The following is a 20,187-nucleotide window of genomic DNA, read 5'->3' as shown; positions in this document are numbered from 1 at the left end:
GCGATCACTCGATCCAGGTCATCTTCTCGATGATCGTGACTTTACCCGACTTCAGGTGGACGCATCGCTTCTCATATCCGCAGCTGTCGTCGTCGCGATCGCTGTAGGTCCACAAGGCCAAGCCATCCTTGTATTCGATCCGGGCCAGGGGAGGGCCCATGATCGTCTCGACCTCGGCGGCCGTCATCCCTTCCTTCAAGGAGGCGAACTTCGCCTCGGTGAATCCCGGCGCGTAGTGAGTGCAGCCGCAACGGAGGAACAGGAACCAAATGAAGAAGAGCGCCGGCACGTTCGGGATCAGGGCGACGATCACCGCCCACGCGGGGGGCATCACGGATGGCTTCGCGGGCTTCGGCGGCTCGATCGACACGCTCCCCTCCGTTCATCCCGGCGGCCCGCGTCTCACCAGAACTTCCAGGCCCCGGTCGCGACGACGTAGATGCCCAGCGCCAGGTTCGCGACGACGTGGCTGACCACGCATGCCGACACGGATCTGGTGTACCACAGCAGCCACGCCCAGAGCAGTCCCGTCTGCAGCGCCGGGAGCCATTCCGGGTGCGCCAGCGCGAATAGCGCGGAGACCACCCCGGCCGACATCCACGTCACCTGGCCGATCGGGACCTTCCAGAACTCCTGGTCGATGACGAACCGAATCAGGAACGAACGCCAGAACAGCTCCTCGAAGACCGGGACCAGCAGCACCAGGCCGATCATCCGCACGCCGATGAACGCCCACTTGCCCCCCGTCCCCAGCTCGTTCGGGTCGAACGCCTGGCGTGCCCCCCCCATGAACGGCAGGTCGGGATACAGGCCGTCGAGGCCGACCCACATGGCGACGACCACCAGCCCCGTCGCCACCGCCAGCACCAGGTCCAGGACGCCCGGCATGGGCCGGAGGTCTCGCCAGGTCGATCGGTAATGCCACATGATCGCCGCGACGATCGCAGCCTTGACCGCGTAGGCCGCGGGATACCAGCCGGTCGAGGGGAGATACCCCTCCAGGCTGGAGAGCGCGACGTAGGCGAACATGGGCGCGACGTAGGGCATGAAGTCGCGGGTCTCGGTCTCGGGGACGTCGGCGGTCATCGGGGCGGGGGCGTCGGGGGAGGACATCGACGGTCTCCGGTTTCGGGTCGGGAGCCCAGCCGCGCCAGCAGCGCGGGGGCGTCGAGGCGGGGGACGATGAGGTCGGCCGGGGCCAGGCCCGCGGCCGCGCTGTGCTCGTGCGGCACGGCCACGACGAACGCCCCGGCGGCCTTCGCGGCGGCGACGCCCGCCGGGCTGTCCTCCAACACCATAAGGCGCCCGGCGGCCACCCCCAAACCTTCCGCCGCCTTCCGGTAGATTTCCGGGTCCGGCTTGCCGCGCTCGACGTCCTCCGAGCCCAGCACGAAGGCGAACCGATCCAGGAACCCGTGGCCTCCCAGCAGCCGCTCCGCGTGGGCCCGCCGCGACGAAGTGGCGACGGCCTTCGGCAGCGACCGCCGCTCCAGCTCGTCCAGCAGGGTCGCCAGCCCGGGGGTGGGGGCAGCGTCGGTGTCGAGCACGGCGAGGTAGCGGTCGCGGACGTGCCCCAGCAGCTCCTCCGGGTCGGCTTCGATCCCGCTCATGGACTGGAGGACGTGCCCGGCCTCGACGGCCCGCCGGCCGATCATCGCGGCCATCATCTCGGCCGTGAACCGGCCGCCTCGGGCCTCCAGCGTCTCGCGGGCGACGCGGAAGAACAGCGCCTCGGTGTCGAACATCAGGCCGTCCAGGTCGAACGCCACGGCCTCGATCGTCGGTTGCATCGTCGCGGAGATCCCTCGGGTCGTGACGGCGGCCCGACCATCCCGGGCGGGCCGTCCCGAGAGCTTACCCGTTTCCCAACGTCGCGGCCATGTCGCCCGGCATCACCCGGACGCGGCCGGGTTTACGGCCGGCCTACAATGCCGACGAGGCCCCGCCCGGGCGAGTCCGGGCGCGGGGCGATTCACCCTTGCGAGGATCAAGATGATGCGGAAGAGGCAGATCGGCCGGTCGGAACTGTTGGTCGCCCCGCTGTGCCTGGGGGGGAACGTGTTCGGGTGGTCGATCGACGAGGCGACGTCGTTCCGCGTCCTCGACGCCTTCGTCGCCGCCGGGCTCGACTTCATCGACACCGCCGACGTCTACTCGCGCTGGGCCCCGGGGAACCAGGGGGGCGAGTCCGAGACGATCCTCGGCAAGTGGTTCAAGGCGTCGGGCAAGCGCGACTCGGTCGTCCTGGCGACGAAGGTCGGCATGGACATGGGCGACGGCAAGGTCGGCCTGAGCAAGGCCTACATCCTCCGCGCCGTGGAGGACTCGCTCCGTCGGCTCCAGACCGACCGCATCGACCTGTACCAATCCCACAAGGACGAGGACCCCGCCACCCCGCAGGAGGAGACGCTGGCCGCCTACGACCAGCTCGTCAAGCAGGGGAAGGTCCGCGTCGTGGGCGCGTCCAACTTCTCCGCCGCCCGGCTCTCCGAGGCCCTCAAGATCAGCGAGGCCGACGGACTGGTCCGCTACGAATGCCTCCAGCCCCACTACAACCTGGTGGAGCGCGGCGCGTTCGAGGCGGAGCTGGAGCCCCTCTGCCTCCGGGAGAAGATCGGCGTCATCCCGTACTACTCGCTCGCCAGCGGCTTCCTGACCGGCAAGTACCGCTCCGAGGCCGACCTTTCCAAGAGCGCCACGCGCGGGGGGAGCGTCCGGAAGTACCTGAACGAGAAGGGCCTGGGAGTCGTCAAGGCGCTGGACGAGATCGCCGCCGGGCTCGGCGTGAAGCCGGCGAGCGTGGCCCTCGCCTGGCTCATCGCCCGCCCCTCCGTCACCGCCCCCATCGCCAGCGCCACGAGCGTCGAGCAGCTCGACGACCTCGTGAAGGCCGTCACGCTCGACCTCGACGCCGAGGCCGTCAAGCGGCTGGACGCGGCCAGCGCCTGACGCCGCGCGGCCGGCCATCGCCCCCCGTCGCGGCGCGGCGGACCCTTCCGCGCCGCGCCGGGGGGAACGTCCTTTAATATCAACCTAAACGCACCGAACCACGTCTAGTTTGGCCAGGGGCGAGCCCGATCCCAGCGGGATCGGGGCGTGGCCTTGGGATCGCGCCCGATGGCCGGGCGAAGTCGCCGATGCGGGGCCCGCCGCTGGACGCGGGGCCGCTGGGCCTGAGAACGGGGGCCGTCACGCCCGCCGCGGCACCGCCGGAAAAATCAGGCCGTGGGTTGACTCGCCCGAGGTTTGATCGTATTTTGACGATCGTTCGCGACATGACGCCGATACGAGGTCAAGTTTACGTCCTGTCGCAGTCCGTTTCGTCATCATATTATCCCTTTCATGCAAATCGGCCGCCACCGGTCCCGGTGACGCGGCACTCCCATCGAAGCGCAAGGTCCGATTTCCCGGCGGCAAGGATGCGCGCGTCGGGTACGGCCTTCTCCTTGGATGGTCCCCCTCGGCCTCGCCGGGACGGTCCATCCACGTTCGGCCACACGGCCCGGATCCCGATCCCGCATGGACGCAGGCATCGGACCGGGCCGCCGTGGGCCAACGATCTCGCCAATCTTGGCGTTAAATTACCCAGATTACCTCGGTGTGGCGTCGGTCTCGACCGTGCCCCGCCGGGGTAGCGTGCTTCCCCGGCCAGGCTCAGGGGATGACGCGGTCGTTGTAGGTGGCGTCGGCCTGGTCGCGCAGCATCACCTCGTCGGGCACCGCGTCGCGCGAGAAGAACGGGTTGCGCCCCGGCGTGCTGGGGAGTTCATCCGGGATCGGCTCGGGGGGGAGTTCGCCCAGCCGCACGGCGACCCGGTCGAGCAGCGCGCGGGACAGGGCCTGGTCGCCGAACCAGCCGACGCGAGCCGTGGTCGTGGAGGAGCCTGCCAGGCTCCGGACGGTCACGGAGCAGGAGCGGTCGTCCGGGGTGACGGACTCGTAGCGGAGCACGGCCCCGTCGCGCATCGAGCGGACGTCGCGCATCTCGAGGTCGGCGAGCGCCTCGGCGACGGCTACGGAGACGACGGCGGCCGGCGCGGGGAAAGTGCGCGACCCCTGGCCGGCGGAGAATTCGAACTCCCGGCTGATCGGGGCCGTCGCCGGCTTGGGGAGCGCGCAGCCCGGCGCGAGAGCCAGCAGGGCCGCCAGGGTCGCACGTCGCTTCGCTCGCCTTCGCATTTCGCCGCAGCCTCCGCCCCCGCGATCGACGAGGCCCGAACCCTCGGGCGGCCGATCGCCCGGCACGCTATCGCCCCCCGCGCGACCGGTCAAGGCCGGCAACGACGGCCGACGGCCCGGGCTGGTAGAATAGCCGAGGACGACCGCCGCCCCCGAAGAGCCGCGCCATGAAGACCATCGCCGCCGTCCACGGGAACGGCGTATTCCGCCCGATCGAGCCCGTGGACCTGCTCGAGGGATGCGAGGTGAAGGTCGATCCGAAGGTCGAGGGGCTCAGGCAACTCCGGCCCACCGAACCCGAGTTCGCCCATCTCGACCCGGGATTGGCGAGGAGCCACGCGATCCTCTCGCATCGTTAGAACGGGGGCTCCCCGGATGGCGCCGCGCCACAACGAGCACCAGCGGTGAGCGCGGTCTTCCAGTGATACTGGCGGATTGATTGCCCGCTGGGAGCGGGGAGACCAGTGGCGCGCGGCGGCCTCGGGCGTCTTCCGGACGCTCTTGCTCGCGGGCGCCGCGGAAAGTCGGCGGGCCTGGGAAGTCAGGTTGTCAGGGGCTCGCGATCGCGGATAGGATGGGGTATGGTCCATCCGTCCCGCGCGTGTCGGGACGTGTCCGTTTCTCGACTTTCGTCGCGCCTCGCGAGTCGCCCGGAGCGCCCCAATCGGGCGGCGGCGCGTCGCGGGCCGGCGAGTCCGCCCCGGTCGTCGGATCGGCCTGGCCGCGGAAGACATCACGAACCCAGGATTTCATGGTAGATCGCAACCTCCTCCGCGAATTCGACGTCAACGAAGACGAGTTGGCCGCCGTGATCACGGCCGGCGAGGATCCGAAGAGCCTCGAGGAGTTCCTCGGCGAGGGGCAGAACTTCGAGATCGGCGGGATCGTCCCCGGCAAGGTCATCGAGATCGTCGGCGACCAGGTGGTCGTCGACGTCGGATACAAGTCCGAGGGCCTCGTCTCCCTGAACGAGTGGGAGAACGAGCCCCCGCCCGAGCCCGGCGACGAGGTCGAGGTCCTGCTCGAGGGGATGGAGGACGAGACCGGCGAGATCGTCCTCTCCCGCAAGAAGGCGCACCGCAAGCGCGCCTGGGAGCAGGTCATCTCCAAGCACCACGAGAACGACGTGGTGCGCGGCAAGGTCACCCGCAAGATCAAGGGGGGTCTGCTGGTCGACATCGGCGTGAACGTCTTCCTGCCCGCCAGCCAGGTCGACATCCGCCGCCCGTCCGACATCGCCGACTTCATCGATCAAGAGATCGACTGCATGATCTTGAAGATCGACGAGGCCCGCCACAACATCGTCGTCAGCCGCCGCAAGCTCATCGAGATCACTCGCGAGCAGCAGAAGAAGGCGCTGATGGAGGAGATCGCGGTCGGCCAGCTCCGCAAGGGGACGGTCAAGAACATCGCCGACTTCGGCGCGTTCGTCGACCTCGGCGGCATCGACGGCCTGCTGCACATCACCGACATGAGCTGGGGGCGCATCAACCACCCCAGCGACATGCTCAAGATCGACGACCAGATCGAGGTCAAGGTCCTCCAGGTCGACCGCGAGCGCGAGAAGATCGCCCTGGGCCTCAAGCAGAAGAGCGCCAGCCCCTGGGAGAACGTCGCCGACAAGTACCCGGTGGGCACCCGCGTCGCCGGCGAGGTCGTCAACGTCATGTCCTACGGCGCCTTCGTCAAGCTCGAGGAGGGCATCGAGGGCCTGGTCCACATCTCCGAGATGTCCTGGACCAAGCGCATCAACCACCCGAGCGAGCTGGTCAACACCGGCGACAAGATCGACGTGGTCGTCCTCGGCATCAACAAGGACAAGCAGGAAATCTCCCTCGGCATGAAGCAGACCCAGGTCAACCCCTGGGACCAGGTCGCCGGGAAGTACCCGCCGGGCACGATGGTCGACGGCACCGTCCGCAACCTGACCAACTACGGCGCGTTCATCGAGATCGAGGAGGGCATCGACGGCCTCCTGCACATCTCCGACATGAGCTGGACCCGCAAGATCGGCCACCCCAACGAGGTGCTCGAGAAGGGCCAGCGCATCAGCTGCCAGGTGCTCAACGTCGACCAGGACCGCAAGCGGATCGCCCTGGGGCTCAAGCAGCTCAAGGAAGACCCGTGGGAGACCGACATCCCCGGCCGCTACGAGCCCAACGACGTCGTCAAGGGGAAGGTCACCAAGCTCACCAACTTCGGCGTCTTCGTCGAGCTGGAGCCCGGGCTTGAGGGCCTCCTCCACATCTCCGAGCTGGCCGACCACAAGGTCGAGAGCCCGGAAGACGTCGTCAAGGTCGGCGACGAGATCGAGGTGAAGATCCTCCGCGTCGACCGCGGCGAGCGCAAGATCGGCCTCTCCCGCAAGAAGGCCCACTGGTCGCCCGACGACGAGCCCGAGACGACCGAGGAAGGGGCCGAGGCCGGCGCCTCCTCCACGTCGACGGCCCCCAAGGAGTCCAAGGAGCAGAAGGAACTCAAGGGCGGCCTCGGCGGCGGCGGCCCCCTCTTCAGCATGGGCGGCGCCCCCGCCTCCGACGAAGAGTGATCCGACGCCCTCGCTCCGCGAAGGTAGGTTGACCGACGCCGCCCCGGGACTCCCCCGGGGCGGCGTTTCTCATTTCGAAGGCGCCGTGCTTCCCCGGGCCTCCGCCCAGCGGTATCGTGCGCCCCGAGTCGTCGCCACGGGCGGCGGGCCAGGAGACCGCGGGGGACTACCATGAGCATGATCGGCAATCTTTATCGGTGTTCCGAGGATGACCTCGCCCGCCTCGATGGAGACGACCCCTACGCGCTCTGGGAGCTGCTGGATCGCGACAATCCACCGCCCCTCTCGCTGGAGAAGGACTGGCACGCCATCCACGCGCTGCTGGTCGGGGCGGCGGGGGACGATTCGGGCGCGGCGGGCTTCCTTTTGACCGGAGGCCGGGAGTGGCACGTATCCGGGGGCTACGGGCCGCCCAGGATTTACGACCCAGCGGAGACGCGCCGGATCGATGAGTTCTTGCGCGACATGCGGGACGACCGATTCTGGTCGACCTTCGACGCCTCGCGATTCGCCGCCGAGGATATCTACCCCAGAATCTGGGATGAGCCGGAGGGCGAGCTGCGGGCGGCCCTGGTCGCGACCTTCCGCGAGATGCGGGAATTCATCGCGGAGACGGCGGCTTCGGGCGACTTGCTCATATTCGAGATCGCCTGAGGGCCAAGGGAGGTGATCGGGCGGAGACGGCTCGTCCGGCTCAGGAACTCCCGGGCAGGATGCGCGCGATCATCGCGGCCGGCGACTCGATCAGCTCGACGCCCTCCGGCGTATCCCCGGCACCCGGCTCGCGGACGACCAGGAACAGCCGGGCGGCCTGCATCGAGGCCCCCGCGCGGCGAAGCTTCGAAGCGGCCTCGCCGACGGTCTCGCCGGGACGCTGGACTCGCACGGCGACGGGGCGGCCGTCCTCGCCGGACTTGAGCAGGGCGTCGACGCCCGCGTTGCGATGGACCGGCACGACGTCCAGCCCGGCGAGCAGGCCCAGGCATTCCGCGTCGGCCGTGCGGTAGGACTCGCGCCCGCGCTCCATCAGCCGCGAGGCCGAACGGACCGGGCGTTCGAGCCGCGATCGCGCGAGCGCGACGGCCGCCTCGGATGCGTCGATCCCGATGGCTCGCCTCCCCAGCGACACCGCCGCGACCAACGCCGTGCCGCTGCCGCAGAACGGGTCGAGCACCACGTCCCCCGGCCGGCTCGCGAGCGCCACGATGCGTTCCAGTAACGCGAGCGGCTTCTGCGTCGGATACCCCGTCCGCTCGCGCGCCTTGGGGTTCAGATAGGGGATGTCCCACACGTCGCCCAGCGGCACCCCGCGCTTGGCCCCTGACGGGATCGGCCGCCCCTCGTCGTCGCGGGCATAGATCGACTTCGACGCCCCGTCCCGTCGCCGGCGCTGGACGAGCTGGTCCACGTTGGTCGCCGGGGAGTACGGCTCCCAGACGGGGTTGAACACGAATTCATCCGACTTCGTGTAGTAGTGGATCGTCTGATGCGCCGGCAGCAGCCCCCGCGTGCCGCTCGACCAGCGCCGGTAGTGCCAGATGATCTCGGAGCGGAACCGCGACGGCCCGAACACCTCGTCGAGCAGCCCCCGCGCGACATGGCCGGCGTCGCGCCCGCAGTGGAAGAAGAGGCTCCCGGAATCGGCGAGCGCCCGGCGGGCCGCCACCAGCCGCTCTCGCAGGAACGCCTCGTAGGCCCGAGGGGTCTCCCAGACGTCGGCGAATTCATAGACCGCCGAACGGTCACGCGGGCTCAGCCGGTGGACCCGGCCGGTCGCGAAGGGGGGGTCGAGATACGCCAGGTGGACGGAGCCGGGCGGCATCGCCTCCAGGTGGGGCAGGCAGTCGCCGTGACGCACCTCCCAGCCGGGACCATCCCCCACGCCGCCATCCCCTCCGCCCAAGGCCGAACGACCCGCGCCACCCGCAAAGCCTCGACCGTCGCCCGAACCGCGACGACCGAAAAACCACCCCAAACCCCCATGTCCCGTCTATCCACCTGCGGCCCAGCTTTCCGGGTCTTCCCCAGCTTATCATGCGAATGGGGGACGTCCGATATTTCGTTCTGTCAAGCGGCGGCGGGGGAGAGCAGGGCCAGGGGACGGCGGGCATCGCGGCGGCGAGCCCGCCTCTCATCGGCCGGCCCCCCGCGTCAGGCCGCGCGGGTCCGGGGAGGGCGGCGGCCTTCGGTCGCCCCCCCGGTGTTTCGGCTTCGGTCCTCGTCTACCGACTCGGGGACGTGATCGGACCATGTTACGACCGACACAACGAGGATCTTCATGGCCCGGATTCGAAGACATCGCCGAGACACGGTGCAGAGCCCCCTGGAGACCTATCTCCGGGAGATCAACGAGGTGGCGCTGCTCACCGCCGACGAGGAGAAGGAGCTCGCCCGGCGGATCGCCGACGGCGACGACCAGGCGCGCGACCGGATGATCCGCGCCAATCTCCGGTTGGTCGTGAACATCGCCCGCGGCTATGTCGGCAAGGGGCTGGCCCTGCAGGACCTGATCGAGGAAGGGAACCTGGGGCTGCTGCGCGCCGTCGAGGGCTTCGACCCGGCGGTCGGGACGCGGTTCAGCACCTACGCCAGCTACTGGATCAAGCAGTCGATCAAGCGCGCGCTGGTGAACACGGCCAAGCCGATCCGCATCCCGGCGTACATGGTCGAGCTGCTGTTCAAGTGGCGTCGGACGGCGACCGAGATGCAAGAGACCCTCGGGCGGCCCGCCACAGTCGACGAGATCGCCAAGACGCTGAAGATCCCCAAGAAGAAGCTCGCGATCGTCAAGAAGGCGATCAAGGTCTACAACCTCGTCCCCCAGACCGATCAGCCCGAGAACGGCTGGAGCCTGGGCGAGATGCTGATGGACGAGCGCACCCGCGCCCCGGACATCGAGATGGTTGAGGCCGACGACCTCCGCATGGTGATGAGCCGCCTGGACTCGATGGACAAGCGCGAGGCGACCGTCCTCCGCATGCGGTTCGGCCTCAACGACGCCCCGCCCAAGACGCTGAAGGAGATCGGCGAGTCTCTGGGCCTGACCCGGGAACGCGTCCGGCAGATCGAGAACGAGGCCCTCGGGAAGCTGTCGGCGTCGCTCCAGGCCGACTGACCGACGCCGCGAACGCCTGGCGTCGCCGCGACTTCCGCCGTCGCAGGGCGCGCGTCGCCAGGCAGCCGCCGCCGCAAGCGGCGACGAACAGGAGCAGGCTGGGCTCGGGGACGGGGACCGGGGCCGCCTCGCCCCGGGCCGCGCGAAGGCTGGTGAGGGGACGCCCGCCCGAGAAGTCGGCGGTGAAGTCCCCCTCGAACGTGGAGCCCCCCTGGGGCGTCACCCGGAAGTAGACCCGGGGGCCGAACGCCGCCGCCAGCTTCCCGCCGGTCACCTCCATGCTGAGGTCGAACACCCCCGTCCGGCCTCGCGATTCCGGCGCCCTGGACTCGGCCCCGAACGCCGTCGGACGGCCGGTGAGCAGCACGCCCTCGTAAACCTTGCCGTCGATCGTCACCGACCCGCGCAGCTCGAAGGCGTTTTCGGGCTGGTCGACGAGTTGGCCGTCGTGGTCGAGGGTCAGCTCCAGCGTCTCCTTGAGCGTCCCCTCCACGTCCGGCATCACGTCGAACATGCGCACGCCCCCCGGCCCCAGGGCCAGCACGTGGGGCGCGGTGCTGACCCGGAACACGCCGGTCCGCGTGCGCGGGTCGTACGAATACGTCTGCTCGCCGGCCATCTCGCCGGCGATGTTCGGGTAGGCCCGGACCCCGTGCGGGCGGATCAGGTCGGCGCGGGGCGCCGACGCGAAGCCCGAGAGGGCGAGCAGGAACGCGGGGAGGACCCATCGACTGATCTTGGTGCGCATCCGGTGCATGGCGTCGTTCCTTCGAGCGCCCGCGTCCCGCGGGCGCGACCTGACCTCCTGGTGATCGGCATCATGCTGATCCCCATGGCCCCCCCGGCGCGCCGATGCGCGAGTCCGGGCGGTCCATGAAGCGGACGGCGGGCCCTTGTCAATCCGTTGGGGTCAGGTCGAAGGTGCGCGTCAGGGCCCGTCGGTCGAGTCCCGGGCGTCGCCACGGTCCTCGACGCCGGGATTAGACCCCGATCCGGAGCAACCGTCAAGGCCGGAAACAACAGGGAGCCCCGTCGTCAATCGACCCACTCCCCGAGTTCGCGCAGGCGAGCCTCCAACAGCTCGGCCCGCGCCCGCTCGGCCTCGGCTCGCGCCCGCTCGGCCTCGGCCCGCTCCCGCTCGGCCTCGGCCCGGAGTTCGGCCTGGAGTCGACGGCGTTTCTCGTCCCGGGCGAGTTCCCTCGCGACCTTGCGGTCGTAATAGACCTCCTGCGCGTGCTGGAACGGCTCACCGTCCGGGCCCAGGATGACCAACCCTTCCTTGACGCCGGTGCTGGTGAACGTGATCCCCAATCGTGGGCTCGTCAAGCCCTCGACATCCTCGATCCGTCGAAGCTCCCCCCCGTCGCGGAGCCACCCGCGGAGCCAGGCGTCGACCGGGTTGTAGTAATAATACTCCTCCACGCCGAGGGCGTCGTACTGACGCTGCTTGCGGAGCATCTCGCCAGGTCGGTTCCCCTTCGAATGGATTTCGAAGACGACGTGCGGCGGGGTCCCCTCGAACCACTGCTTGTACGAGCCTCTATCTCCTCGCGGGCGGTCAAACGCCACCAGGACGTCGGGCGCAAGGCGCTTCCTCGGGTCGTCGCGGTCGAAATACCAGAGGATGTTGCAGGCGACGAGCACGTCACGGTCGCGGAACAGGAGGTCCAGCCCCTCCTGGATCGTGACCATCCAGCGGTACTGGCTGATGCTGTCGGCCATCGGCTTGCCGTCGCTGGTCGGAAATCGTGGGTCGTAGGGGTCGAGGTTGCGCCACCATGACGGGGCGACGACCTCCTCCACGGGCCGGTCGGCGGTGCTCATGGACGGACCTCCCGGGCGTCGCGTCGGATTCAGGCGTACAGACCTGGTATACCACGACGCCCGTTCCGCCGACAACCCGGCCCCTTGCCGTCGCGGAGGGGCCGGGCCTAGACTCGGGGGTAGGGTCGCGACGACGCGGCCCGCCCCCAACCCCGCCAGGCGCCTTCGCGGACGATCCCGCGCGGCGAGTTCCATGAACCCGCGAGAGACCCCCTACGAATTGCCCGAGGTGGAGGGCCCCTCGACCGAGTTCGTCCTCCGCCTCTTCGTCATCCCGGCGCTGATCGTGGCGGGGATCGTGGGGCTCTGGCTCGCGATGTCGACGTGGGGGGGCGCGCCGGCCGACGTCATGGCGTCGGCGCGGAAGCTCGGCGACGGCCGCGAGGGCTGGCGCGCGGCGTTCGAGCTGGCCAACCGGCTGCGGTCCGATCCGGCGACCGCCTCCGACCCCCGCCTCCTCGGGGAGCTGACCCGACGGCTCGACGCCGAGCTGACCCGGGGCGGCGACCCGCGGATGGCCGAGTATCTGGCCCTGGCCGTCGGCTCCTTCCAGACCGACGCGGCGACCGTCGACGACGGCGAGGCCGTCGACCCCCTGGCGGCTCTCGCCCGAGGGCTCGACGCCCGCCACGACCCGGTCGTCCGCGTCGCCTCCGCCGCCAGCCTCGCCCGGCACGCCGCCCGCGCCGAGGGGGCCCCGCCGACGCCGGGCGTCCTGGAGGCCCTGGCCGCCGCCGCCCGCGCGGGCGACCTCCCCGAGCTTCGCCGCGTGGCCGTCTTCTCCGTCGGATTCCACGGGGGGGAGCCCGCCGCCGAGATCCTTCGCGAGCGGCTCGGCGACGATCCCGACCGCTGCGTCCGCGACAACGCCGCGCTCGCCCTGGCTCGCCGCGGCGACCCCGCCGCCGCCGCCGCCATCGCGAGCATGCTCGCCCCCGACGACGGGTCCGGCCTGGCCCGGACCGTCCGCCTCCAGGCGCTCGCGGCGCTGGCGAGGCCCGCCGCCTCCGCGCTCCTCCGCGACTCCCGCCCCCGGGTCGAGGCCCTCGCCGCCTCGACCGACGCCCCGACCCGCGACGCCGCGCTGCGCCTCTTGCAAATATTGCAAGCGAACGCCGAATTGTAATATTTACAATCCGCAGCGCAACTTCACATTCCCCGTCGGCAAGTCGAACGCAACGCGCGGATTTTACGTATGGTAATGAAGGGGAGGCCACGTCCCGCCCGATCGTCGGGCGCGCGGCTTGCATCCCCTGAAACTCGACCGGGCTCGTCCCGAGCGTCGCAATCGGCGTAACCGGCAGGCGAGGACGCGATCGGGCGGGAATCCCCGCGGATTTGCTCAAGTCGGGGGAGCGGGCGGTGATATAGTTAGCTCGTGAGGCCCTTCGGAGGGCCGCGAACGTAGTGTTATCGACATCGATCGGCAGGCCCCTTGAGGGATTTCGGGGGGCGAGCGATTTTTTTCGAGAGGGCTTTCTCAGGGACGAGACGGCGCGCTCCCTCGGGGTCGACGGCCGTCGCCTGGCGCGACGGCGGATCGGCTGGAAAACCGAGGCTCCTCGGAGGAGTTCCGCATGTCCACGTCCCTGAGACCCTTGAGCCTGGCCGCGGTCGCGGCCGTCGCCCTGCTCGGCGGGACCGCCTCGCCGGCGTGGGCCACCTACGGCGGCGGCGCGTGCCATTCGTGCGCCCCGGCCCCGGTCGTCGCCACCAGCGTCGTCGCCCTGGCGCCACAGGTCCAGACCGTCTACCAGACGGTCTATGAGACCGTCTACGAGACCCAGCCCGTCACCGTCATGGAGACGCGCTACCGGACGGCCTACAAGACCGAGAACTACACGGTCATGCGGCCCGTCGCCGAGACGTCCTACGTCGAGCGCAAGTACACCGTCACCAAGCCGGTGTACCAGACCGTCAACCAGGAGCGCAAGTACACGGTCATGCGACCGGTCTACCAGACCGAGCGTCGCGAGCGCCGGTACACCGTCACGAAGCCCGTCTACCAGACGGTCAATCAGGAGCGCAAGTACACGGTGATGAAGCCCGTGATGCGCACCCAGAAGATGGAGCGGCGCTACACCGTCGCCCGGCCGGTCTACCAGACCCAGAAGATGGAACGGCGCTACACCGTGATGAAGCCGGTCTACCAGACCGAGCGTCGCGAGCGCCGCTACACCGTCTCGCGGCCGGTGTACGAGACGGTCAATCGCGAGCGCCGCTACACCGTCATGAAGCCCGTCACCGAGACCGTGATGGTCGAGCAGCCGTACACCGTCTGCCGCCCGGTCACGACGGTCCGCCAGGAGACGGTGGAGACCGGCTACTTCGAGCGCCAGTACACCACGATCCCCGGACCGGTGGTCGAGCGCAGGGTGCGCGTGCCGGTGACGGACTGCGACCCCTGCGGCTACGAGCGGACGCGCGGGCTGTTCGGCTGCCTGCACAAGAAGAAGGTGACGACGACGGTGGCCGTCCAGACGCCGCCGCGCGTGGTCAGCCAGCGCGTGTTCGTCTCCCGCCCCGTCGTCCGCGACGTCTCCGAGACCCGGTACGTCCGCGAGACGATGGTCCGCCAGGTCCCCGTCACCACGACCCGCATGGTCGCCGAGGAGCGCGTCGACACCATCCCCGTCACCACCTGCCGCTACGTCGCCGAGGAGCGGGTCGAGCCTTACGAGGTCCAGACCTGCCGCTACGTCGCCGAGGAACGAGTCGAGCCCTACGAGGTCCAGACCTGCTCCTACGTCAACGAGGAGCGGGTCGAGCCCTACGAGGTCCAGACCTGCGAGATGGTGGCCGAGGAGCGCGTCGACACCGTCCCCGTCACCACCTGCACCTACGTCGCCGAGGAGCGCGTGGAGCCCTATGACGTCCAGACTTGCCGCTACGTCGCCGAGGAACGGACCGAGACCATCCCGGTGACGACCTGCAACTACGTCGCCGAGGAGCGGTCGGAACGGGTGCCGGTCGTCCAGACCCGCATGGTCGCCGAGACCGCGAGCCGCCAGGTTCCGGTCAGCGTGGCCGAGCAGGTCCCCGTGACCACGACCCGCGTCGTCGCCCGCTACGTCCCCCGGACCGTGGCCGTCCAGCAGGTGACCACCGTCCCCGTGGTCATCCCGACCTGCCTCACCTGCTACTGACCGACCCATCGGCCGGCACCGCCGGCTTGATCAAGGGCGGCGGCCCTCCATCCGGGGGGCCGCCGCTTCTTCGCGCGCGGACTCTCGAATCACGGCCCTCCCCCTCGCCTGGGAGGGTGCCCCGAAGGGAACGACGGGGGGAGGGGCGGAACAACAACCGCCGGATTTCGAATGGGTTTACCGCGGCCGTCGGCCTGGTCCCGGATCCCGAGTTCCGGTTCCAGCGGGACGCACCGTCCCCATCCCCGTCAACGTCGCGTCCATGCGCGAGGGCGCGAACGTCCGTCACGATGGTTCGGATCAACGCGCCGGCCTTCAGTCGTCGAGCCTCAGGTCGAGGTGGATCGGCTCGTCATGGATCTCGAGCTGGATGGCGGGGGACATCGGATCCAGGTATTTTTGCGGCACCGGGAAACCGGCCAGAGCGACGGGCTTGCCCAGGGCGTAGTCGACCCGCGTCGGCGGGCAGAGGTAGACGTGGTAGCGGCCCGGCAGCAGGGGGACGTCCGACCGCGATCCCTCCAGGTGGAAGCGGCCGTGCTGGTCCAGCAGGCCGGATCCCCAGGTCGCGTTCCGGTCCACGATGGGCTTGAGGACGACGGTGCCGTCCTTCACGGGCGTGCCCCGCACCGTGACGCGGCCCCAAACCTGGGAGTCGCCGTTGCGGACCCCCGGGCGGCCCGCGTAGGCGCCGGCGCCGACGACGGAGGACATCAAGATGAAGGCGATCCAACCTTTCCGCATGCTATCACGATCGTGCATCGTCATGACGGGAGACCTCGATCGAGGAGAGGTCGGGGAAGGGTGCCGCGCTCATCTTAATCAGGACGACCGCGCCGATCAATGCGACGAATCGACAAATGAGCGAAGTCGCGAGGCGAGCGTCGCGACCGGGCCGAAATCGAGCAAGCCGTCGCTCGTCGCGGCGAGGCAGCGCAGCCCGGCGTCGGACCAGGCCGCGGGCGCGGGGGTCGTCGCCAGATCCAGCCCCGCCGCGTTCCCCGAAAGCGCCGGCAAGACCAGCAGCCTCGGCCCGGCCAGGAAGCATCGCGAGGCGAGCCCCCCGACCCGCAGCGCCGGGTGGTGATGGCCGATGACGGCCCGCTCGTCGATCACGGGCCGATCGCCGTGCCGCACCATCCACCCCGCCAGGTCCAGCGACGGCACGATCGCGGGGGGCCTCGGCGAACTCCCCAGCGAGCGATCGTGATTGCCCGCGACCAGGATCAGGTCGACCCCGCGCGCCGAAAGCCAGTCTTCCAGCCTCGCCACGTCGGCCGCCGTCCGCGCGCACGGCCGCGGGGATTCCACCAGGTCGCCGGCGACGACCAGCCGCCGCGTCTCGGCCCGCGCCAGGACCCGCGCCAGCCGATCGATGGTCTCCGAAAGCGAATGGGCCGGCACGCAGTCGCCGGCCGCGCCACGCGCCCACTCGTAGCCCAGGTGGACGTCCGCCACGACGGCCGTCGCCTCCTCGGGACGGATCGCGGCGCCCTCGGGGGTCAGCAGCCATCCCTCATGCTCATGTAGTCCGATCATCACGCGCCCCCGGCGGCGATCATCCGGGCGTGCAGCCGGCGCAGGGCGTCGTCGGGGGAGTCGTGGCGGATGGCCTCGTCGCCGCCGGGGGCGATCCAGGCGGCGGCGAAGGGGGAGGGGGAGGCGAGGTGCCTCAGGCGGACCGTCGGCCCGGTCGCCAGCCAGCGCGCGGCGGCCGGCACGTCGAGCACGTCGTGGAGGATCTCCCGGCGCGTCTCGCGGAGCAGGGGGTGGTCGGGGCACGCCGCCTTCACCAGCGGATAGAGCCGCGTGGAGACCCAGTTCATCCCGCCGACCCGAACCCGCTTGCCCGGCTCGGGGTTCCGCAGGACCATCAGGGCCGTGGCCGCCACGCGACGGAACCGACGCGCCGCCAGCTCCCCGCGGTCGATCCCCTCCATGACGTCGGCCTCCAGGTCGTCCAGGCTCGCGATCCCGGCCAGGTCGGCGGGGTCGAGCCGCGCGTCGTCGTCGGGGACGCGGATCGACCATCCCAGGTCGGCCGGCTGGAACGCGGCGTCGCGGCCGTGCTTGCGCCCCAGTCGCGCGGCGACCGCCCGCCCGAGCGCCTCGCATGCCGAGCGATTCAGGGGGGCGTGGAAGGCGTAGGTCCATCCCGGCTCCAGCGGCGTCGGGAACTCCTCGACCAGCAGCACGTCGACGCCCGGCGTCTCGCTCCAGCGGTCCTGGGCCTCGATCAATTCCGCCGCCACGTCGGCCGCGCGGGCGTCGAGCCGCAGGGTCTCGCCCAGCCAGGCGCGGACGGCCTCGGGGCCGTCGCAGACCGAGCGCCGGGACGCCTCGGAGCGGAACGCGGCCAGCTCGGCGGCCAGCTCGGTCGAGAGCGCCTGGCGGTCGCTGTGCCAGACCGGCAGCGCGCCGGCCTCGCCGCCGACGAGCTTCGCGTGCAGGACCGCCCCTTCCAGCCGACGGAACTCCAGCGTCCGGCCGTCCAGCACGAACCGATCCCCGGCCGAGAGCCGTTCGGCGTAGGCCCCCTCGACCGTGCCGACCGACGCGCCGTCGGCGATCACCGCGACCGATTCCTCGGCGTGGATCGTCCCCACGTTGCCCCAGAGCCAGCGCTTCACCCGGGCCGACCGCGCGCCGAACCAGCCGTTCCGCTTCCAGATCCGGGGCGACGTCCAGCGCGGCGCCGCGCCCGGCTCGGGCTCGAACGCGCCGGCGGGCGTGGGCAGGTCTCCCGCCAGGGAGTCCAGGCAGGCGAGGAGATCGGCCCGGCTCAGGTCGGCCGTCGGCGCGGCCTTGCGGAGCAGGTCATGCGCCGCGTCGATCGAGGTCTCGCCGCGACAGGCCATGCCGATGAGTTGCTGGCAGACGACGTCCAGCGGCGAATCGACGGGCTTCAGCGGCTCGATCTCGCCGGCCCTGGCCGCGCGGGCGGTGACGGCCGCCGCGATGACCTCGGCGGCGGTCGCGGCCAGGATCAGGCCCCGCGCGCGGCCCCCCACGCGATGCCCAGACCTCCCCACCCGCTGTACACATCGGGACACCCCGCCGGGCAAACCCACCTGGATCGTCAGGTCGGCCGAGCCGATGTCCACGCCGAGTTCCAGGCTGGTGCTGGTGACGACGGCCCGCAGCGTCCCCGCCTTCAGCCGCTCCTCCACGTCGCGCCGTCGCGAGGCGTCCAGCGCCGAGTGGTGGACGGCGATCTCCGTCTCGCCGTCGAACGGGGCGACCGTCTCGCCGCGGCCGGGGGGGGCGTGTCGGAGGTCGTGCGCGATCTTCTCGGTCATCGGCCGGCTGTTCGCGAAGACGATCGTGGTGCGGTTGTCGGCCGTCGCCCGCCGGACTCGCCGAAGCAGCCGATTGTACGTCAGCCCGCGATGGGGCCCCTCGCCGGGGCGTAGCAGCGACTCCACCTCGATCTCGATCGCGCGCGAACCGACGGGGCGGGGGGCCTCCACCACCCGGCACGTCCGCGACGGCCCGACCAGGAACCGCGCGACGGGCTCCGGCGGCCGGCACGTCGCCGAGAGCCCCACCCGCGCGGGGTCGCCGCCGGCCGATTCCGCCAACCGCTCCAGCGAGATCGCCAGATCCGCCCCGCGCTTCGTCGCGGCCAGCGCGTGGACCTCGTCGACGACGAGGTGATCCACCCCGGCCCAATGCTCGGCCCATGCCGACTGGCTCAACAGCAGGGAAAGGCTCTCGGGCGTCGTGATGAGGATATGCGGCGGCCCCTCGCGGAGCTTGCGGCGGTCATGGGCGGACGTGTCCCCGGTCCGCGCGCCGACGCGGATCGGGCAGTCCCTCAACCCGAGCAGCCGCTGCAGCCCGCGCAGGGGGACGGACAGGTTCTTCTCGACGTCGTACCCCAGGCTCCGCAGCGGCGAGACGTACACGCAGCGCAGACCCGGCTCAAGACCGCCCGCCAGGTGCTCGCGCGTCAGCCGGTCGACGATCGCGAGGAACCCCGCCAACGTCTTCCCGGTCCCGGTCGGCGAGATCAACAAGACATGCTCGCCCGACCCGATCGCCGGCCAGGCCAGCGCCTGCGCGGGCGTCGGCCCCGTCGGGAAAGCCCCCTCGAACCACCCGCGCACGGGGTCGCAAAGCCCATCCAGCGCGTCCCCGGCGTCATCAGTGCGGTCGATCATGGTGAATTTTCGAAAATATTCCCGATTTATCGTCGCTGACCGGGATCCGTATAGCACTGCATGGTGGATATCCGCGCAACGACGAGGGACGACGGGCATGGGCGATGATATCGGGATGACGCCGAGCCAGACGAAGGGTGTTGTCGCCTTTCTCGATCCGCGTCAATTCGCGGTCGGTCTCCGTCCCACGTCCCCTCTCCAGCCGGCAGAGATTTGCCCGAAGGGCCGGGTGAGGGCCCGCGCGCTTGGGGGATTGCGTCGGTTCGTGGTCCACGCGGCCGGCACAGTCTCCGAAGCGCGAGGGCCCTCGCCGGCCGCCGACGCGTCTAGCGCGCCCCAGGCAAATCGGGCCACTCGCGCCGCCGAGAAAACCATTCGAATTTCGACGAACGAAGCCAACTTTCGCCCGCCGGTTCTCGCCGCAACCCTCGGCCAATCGATCACTTCCGCCAACCTCCCCACGCGATCGCGCATGACGAACGGACCCAAACGAAGCCAGGTCGCCGGCGTCCGTCGGGGTCCGGTAATGATACGCGCCGAGGGCCCCGCTGGGAACCGTCGGCGCGGGTCGCATCAGGGATTCGGGCCGGGCCTCGCCCCCTCGGCGGCGGCGGCGCGGCGTGCGGCCGGGCCCATCGGCCGGGGAGCTGGCGGGGGTCGCCGGACGGCGGGAGGCTGTGCCTCGGCTCGAGCGGCGGCGGGGCCGCGCCTCATGCCGAGATTCGTCGGGGCCCCCTCGCGCATGGGCCGCTCGGGGAGCGGACGCGCGGCGAGGTTCGCCCCCAGCCCCTTCCGCTCCATCGGGGGGCGGGGCGCGGCGGTGGTGACGTCGGGGCGATTCCGCGGCAGGCCGGCGGGCACCCCCATCCTCTCCATCTTGGGTCGGGGCGCGGGAGCCGCCAGGTTGGGACGGTTCGGCGGCGAGCCGGCGACCGGGCCAATCCTCTCCATGTCGGGGCGCTGCGCGGGGGCGGCCGGGTTGGCGCGATTCCGGGGGAGGTCCGTCGCCGGCCGCGGGGTGGCGGGGCCGCGCGCGATCGGCGTCTCCCCCCGCTCGGGGCGGGGGGCCGGGGCCGGTCGGTTCGCGCCGGGGTTGGCGGGCCGGGCGACGGGCTCAGGCGCCCCCGTCGCCCCGGTCCCGCGGCCGCCGCGCGGGGCGCCGACCGGGGAGGGCGACCTCGCGAACGGCCGCGGCTGGGGACGCGCGCCGGG

16 protein-coding genes are annotated in these 20,187 nt (G+C 70.8%); 7 read left to right on the top strand and 9 right to left on the bottom strand.

Annotated elements, in window-relative coordinates; translation table 11 throughout:
• Nucleotides 1–4 precede the first annotated feature (4 nt).
• From WG209_RS24500 to WG209_RS24490, 3 genes are read right to left on the bottom strand one after another with little or no spacing between them, the layout of a single operon-like run.
• Nucleotides 5–370 carry a hypothetical protein gene (locus tag WG209_RS24500; protein ID WP_337177741.1) on the bottom strand — a complete coding sequence of 122 codons (366 nt, stop codon included), beginning with the start codon at nucleotides 368–370 and terminating at the stop codon, nucleotides 5–7.
• A gap of 32 nt (nucleotides 371–402) precedes the next feature.
• Nucleotides 403–1,113, bottom strand: coding sequence for a CAAX prenyl protease-related protein (locus WG209_RS24495; RefSeq protein WP_337177740.1), 711 nt, complete (start codon nucleotides 1,111–1,113; stop codon nucleotides 403–405).
• A complete protein-coding gene (locus tag WG209_RS24490) occupies nucleotides 1,083–1,790 on the bottom strand; it encodes an HAD family phosphatase (RefSeq protein ID WP_337177739.1) in 708 nt (235 codons plus the stop codon). The genes WG209_RS24495 and WG209_RS24490 overlap by 31 nt, the downstream gene beginning before the upstream one ends.
• Nucleotides 1,791–1,992: 202 nt before the next feature.
• On the opposite strand from WG209_RS24490, the gene WG209_RS24485 reads away from it, so the two are divergent.
• On the top strand, nucleotides 1,993–2,949 hold the full coding sequence (locus tag WG209_RS24485; protein ID WP_337177738.1) for an aldo/keto reductase: 957 nt from the start codon (nucleotides 1,993–1,995) through the stop codon (nucleotides 2,947–2,949).
• Between the two features lie 705 nt (nucleotides 2,950–3,654).
• Here the strand turns inward: WG209_RS24485 and WG209_RS24480 are convergent.
• The gene (locus WG209_RS24480) at nucleotides 3,655–4,179 is read right to left on the bottom strand and encodes a DUF3568 family protein (protein ID WP_337177737.1); all 525 of its coding nucleotides are present in this window, start codon (nucleotides 4,177–4,179) and stop codon (nucleotides 3,655–3,657) included.
• 167 nt (nucleotides 4,180–4,346) lie between these two features.
• Between WG209_RS24480 and WG209_RS24475 the strand changes: the two genes are divergently transcribed.
• The 3 genes from WG209_RS24475 to WG209_RS24465 all read left to right on the top strand — a co-directional run bounded on the left by WG209_RS24475 (nucleotide 4,347) and on the right by WG209_RS24465 (nucleotide 7,381).
• On the top strand, nucleotides 4,347–4,538 hold the full coding sequence (locus WG209_RS24475; protein WP_337177736.1) for an antitoxin family protein: 192 nt from the start codon (nucleotides 4,347–4,349) through the stop codon (nucleotides 4,536–4,538).
• Between the two features lie 392 nt (nucleotides 4,539–4,930).
• The gene (locus WG209_RS24470; RefSeq protein ID WP_337177735.1) at nucleotides 4,931–6,727 is read left to right on the top strand and encodes a 30S ribosomal protein S1; all 1,797 of its coding nucleotides are present in this window, start codon (nucleotides 4,931–4,933) and stop codon (nucleotides 6,725–6,727) included.
• Between the two features lie 177 nt (nucleotides 6,728–6,904).
• Nucleotides 6,905–7,381, top strand: coding sequence for a YfbM family protein (locus tag WG209_RS24465; protein WP_337177734.1), 477 nt, complete (start codon nucleotides 6,905–6,907; stop codon nucleotides 7,379–7,381).
• A 40-nt stretch (nucleotides 7,382–7,421) separates the two neighbouring features.
• Here WG209_RS24465 and WG209_RS24460 read toward each other — a convergent pair whose 3' ends face one another.
• Nucleotides 7,422–8,609 carry a DNA methyltransferase gene (locus WG209_RS24460; protein WP_337177733.1) on the bottom strand — a complete coding sequence of 396 codons (1,188 nt, stop codon included), beginning with the start codon at nucleotides 8,607–8,609 and terminating at the stop codon, nucleotides 7,422–7,424.
• Between the two features lie 396 nt (nucleotides 8,610–9,005).
• Between WG209_RS24460 and WG209_RS24455 the strand changes: the two genes are divergently transcribed.
• Nucleotides 9,006–9,842 (top strand): RNA polymerase sigma factor RpoD/SigA, encoded by an 837-nt coding sequence (locus tag WG209_RS24455; RefSeq protein ID WP_337177732.1) that lies wholly within the window; start codon nucleotides 9,006–9,008, stop codon nucleotides 9,840–9,842.
• 1,035 nt (nucleotides 9,843–10,877) lie between these two features.
• Here the strand turns inward: WG209_RS24455 and WG209_RS24450 are convergent.
• On the bottom strand, nucleotides 10,878–11,666 hold the full coding sequence (locus tag WG209_RS24450) for a Uma2 family endonuclease (RefSeq protein ID WP_337177731.1): 789 nt from the start codon (nucleotides 11,664–11,666) through the stop codon (nucleotides 10,878–10,880).
• A gap of 193 nt (nucleotides 11,667–11,859) precedes the next feature.
• Here WG209_RS24450 and WG209_RS24445 point away from each other — a divergent pair, with 193 nt between their 5' ends.
• Nucleotides 11,860–12,792 carry a HEAT repeat domain-containing protein gene (locus WG209_RS24445; RefSeq protein WP_337177730.1) on the top strand — a complete coding sequence of 311 codons (933 nt, stop codon included), beginning with the start codon at nucleotides 11,860–11,862 and terminating at the stop codon, nucleotides 12,790–12,792.
• Between the two features lie 451 nt (nucleotides 12,793–13,243).
• On the top strand, nucleotides 13,244–14,812 hold the full coding sequence (locus WG209_RS24440; RefSeq protein WP_337177729.1) for a hypothetical protein: 1,569 nt from the start codon (nucleotides 13,244–13,246) through the stop codon (nucleotides 14,810–14,812).
• A 315-nt stretch (nucleotides 14,813–15,127) separates the two neighbouring features.
• Here the strand turns inward: WG209_RS24440 and WG209_RS24435 are convergent, their stop codons facing one another.
• The 3 genes from WG209_RS24435 to WG209_RS24425 form a co-directional block, all read right to left on the bottom strand.
• Nucleotides 15,128–15,580 (bottom strand): hypothetical protein, encoded by a 453-nt coding sequence (locus WG209_RS24435; protein ID WP_337177728.1) that lies wholly within the window; start codon nucleotides 15,578–15,580, stop codon nucleotides 15,128–15,130.
• Nucleotides 15,581–15,652: 72 nt separating this feature from the next.
• On the bottom strand, nucleotides 15,653–16,351 hold the full coding sequence (locus WG209_RS24430) for a metallophosphoesterase (protein ID WP_337177727.1): 699 nt from the start codon (nucleotides 16,349–16,351) through the stop codon (nucleotides 15,653–15,655).
• Nucleotides 16,351–18,975 carry a DEAD/DEAH box helicase gene (locus WG209_RS24425; RefSeq protein WP_337177726.1) on the bottom strand — a complete coding sequence of 875 codons (2,625 nt, stop codon included), beginning with the start codon at nucleotides 18,973–18,975 and terminating at the stop codon, nucleotides 16,351–16,353. The genes WG209_RS24430 and WG209_RS24425 overlap by 1 nt, the downstream gene beginning before the upstream one ends.
• Nucleotides 18,976–20,187 lie beyond the last annotated feature (1,212 nt).

Origin of the sequence: Paludisphaera sp. (genome assembly GCF_037189885.1) — a bacterium.
GTDB lineage: Bacteria > Planctomycetota > Planctomycetia > Isosphaerales > Isosphaeraceae > Paludisphaera.
This window is presented reverse-complemented; position numbering and strand designations above follow the sequence as displayed.

Bases quoted from the DNA above. Each gene is read 5' to 3' on its own strand.
- WG209_RS24495 (WP_337177740.1), bottom strand. From the start codon at position 1,113: ATGTCCTCCCCCGACGCCCCCGCCCCGATGACCGCCGACGTCCCCGAG.
- WG209_RS24490 (WP_337177739.1), bottom strand. From the start codon at position 1,790: ATGCAACCGACGATCGAGGCCGTGGCGTTCGACCTGGACGGCCTGATG.
- WG209_RS24485 (WP_337177738.1), top strand. From the start codon at position 1,993: ATGATGCGGAAGAGGCAGATCGGCCGGTCGGAACTGTTGGTCGCCCCG.
- WG209_RS24480 (WP_337177737.1), bottom strand. From the start codon at position 4,179: ATGCGAAGGCGAGCGAAGCGACGTGCGACCCTGGCGGCCCTGCTGGCT.
- WG209_RS24475 (WP_337177736.1), top strand. From the start codon at position 4,347: ATGAAGACCATCGCCGCCGTCCACGGGAACGGCGTATTCCGCCCGATC.
- WG209_RS24470 (WP_337177735.1), top strand. From the start codon at position 4,931: ATGGTAGATCGCAACCTCCTCCGCGAATTCGACGTCAACGAAGACGAG.
- WG209_RS24465 (WP_337177734.1), top strand. From the start codon at position 6,905: ATGATCGGCAATCTTTATCGGTGTTCCGAGGATGACCTCGCCCGCCTC.
- WG209_RS24455 (WP_337177732.1), top strand. From the start codon at position 9,006: ATGGCCCGGATTCGAAGACATCGCCGAGACACGGTGCAGAGCCCCCTG.
- WG209_RS24450 (WP_337177731.1), bottom strand. From the start codon at position 11,666: ATGAGCACCGCCGACCGGCCCGTGGAGGAGGTCGTCGCCCCGTCATGG.
- WG209_RS24445 (WP_337177730.1), top strand. From the start codon at position 11,860: ATGAACCCGCGAGAGACCCCCTACGAATTGCCCGAGGTGGAGGGCCCC.
- WG209_RS24440 (WP_337177729.1), top strand. From the start codon at position 13,244: ATGTCCACGTCCCTGAGACCCTTGAGCCTGGCCGCGGTCGCGGCCGTC.
- WG209_RS24435 (WP_337177728.1), bottom strand. From the start codon at position 15,580: ATGACGATGCACGATCGTGATAGCATGCGGAAAGGTTGGATCGCCTTC.
- WG209_RS24430 (WP_337177727.1), bottom strand. From the start codon at position 16,351: ATGATCGGACTACATGAGCATGAGGGATGGCTGCTGACCCCCGAGGGC.
- WG209_RS24425 (WP_337177726.1), bottom strand. From the start codon at position 18,975: ATGATCGACCGCACTGATGACGCCGGGGACGCGCTGGATGGGCTTTGC.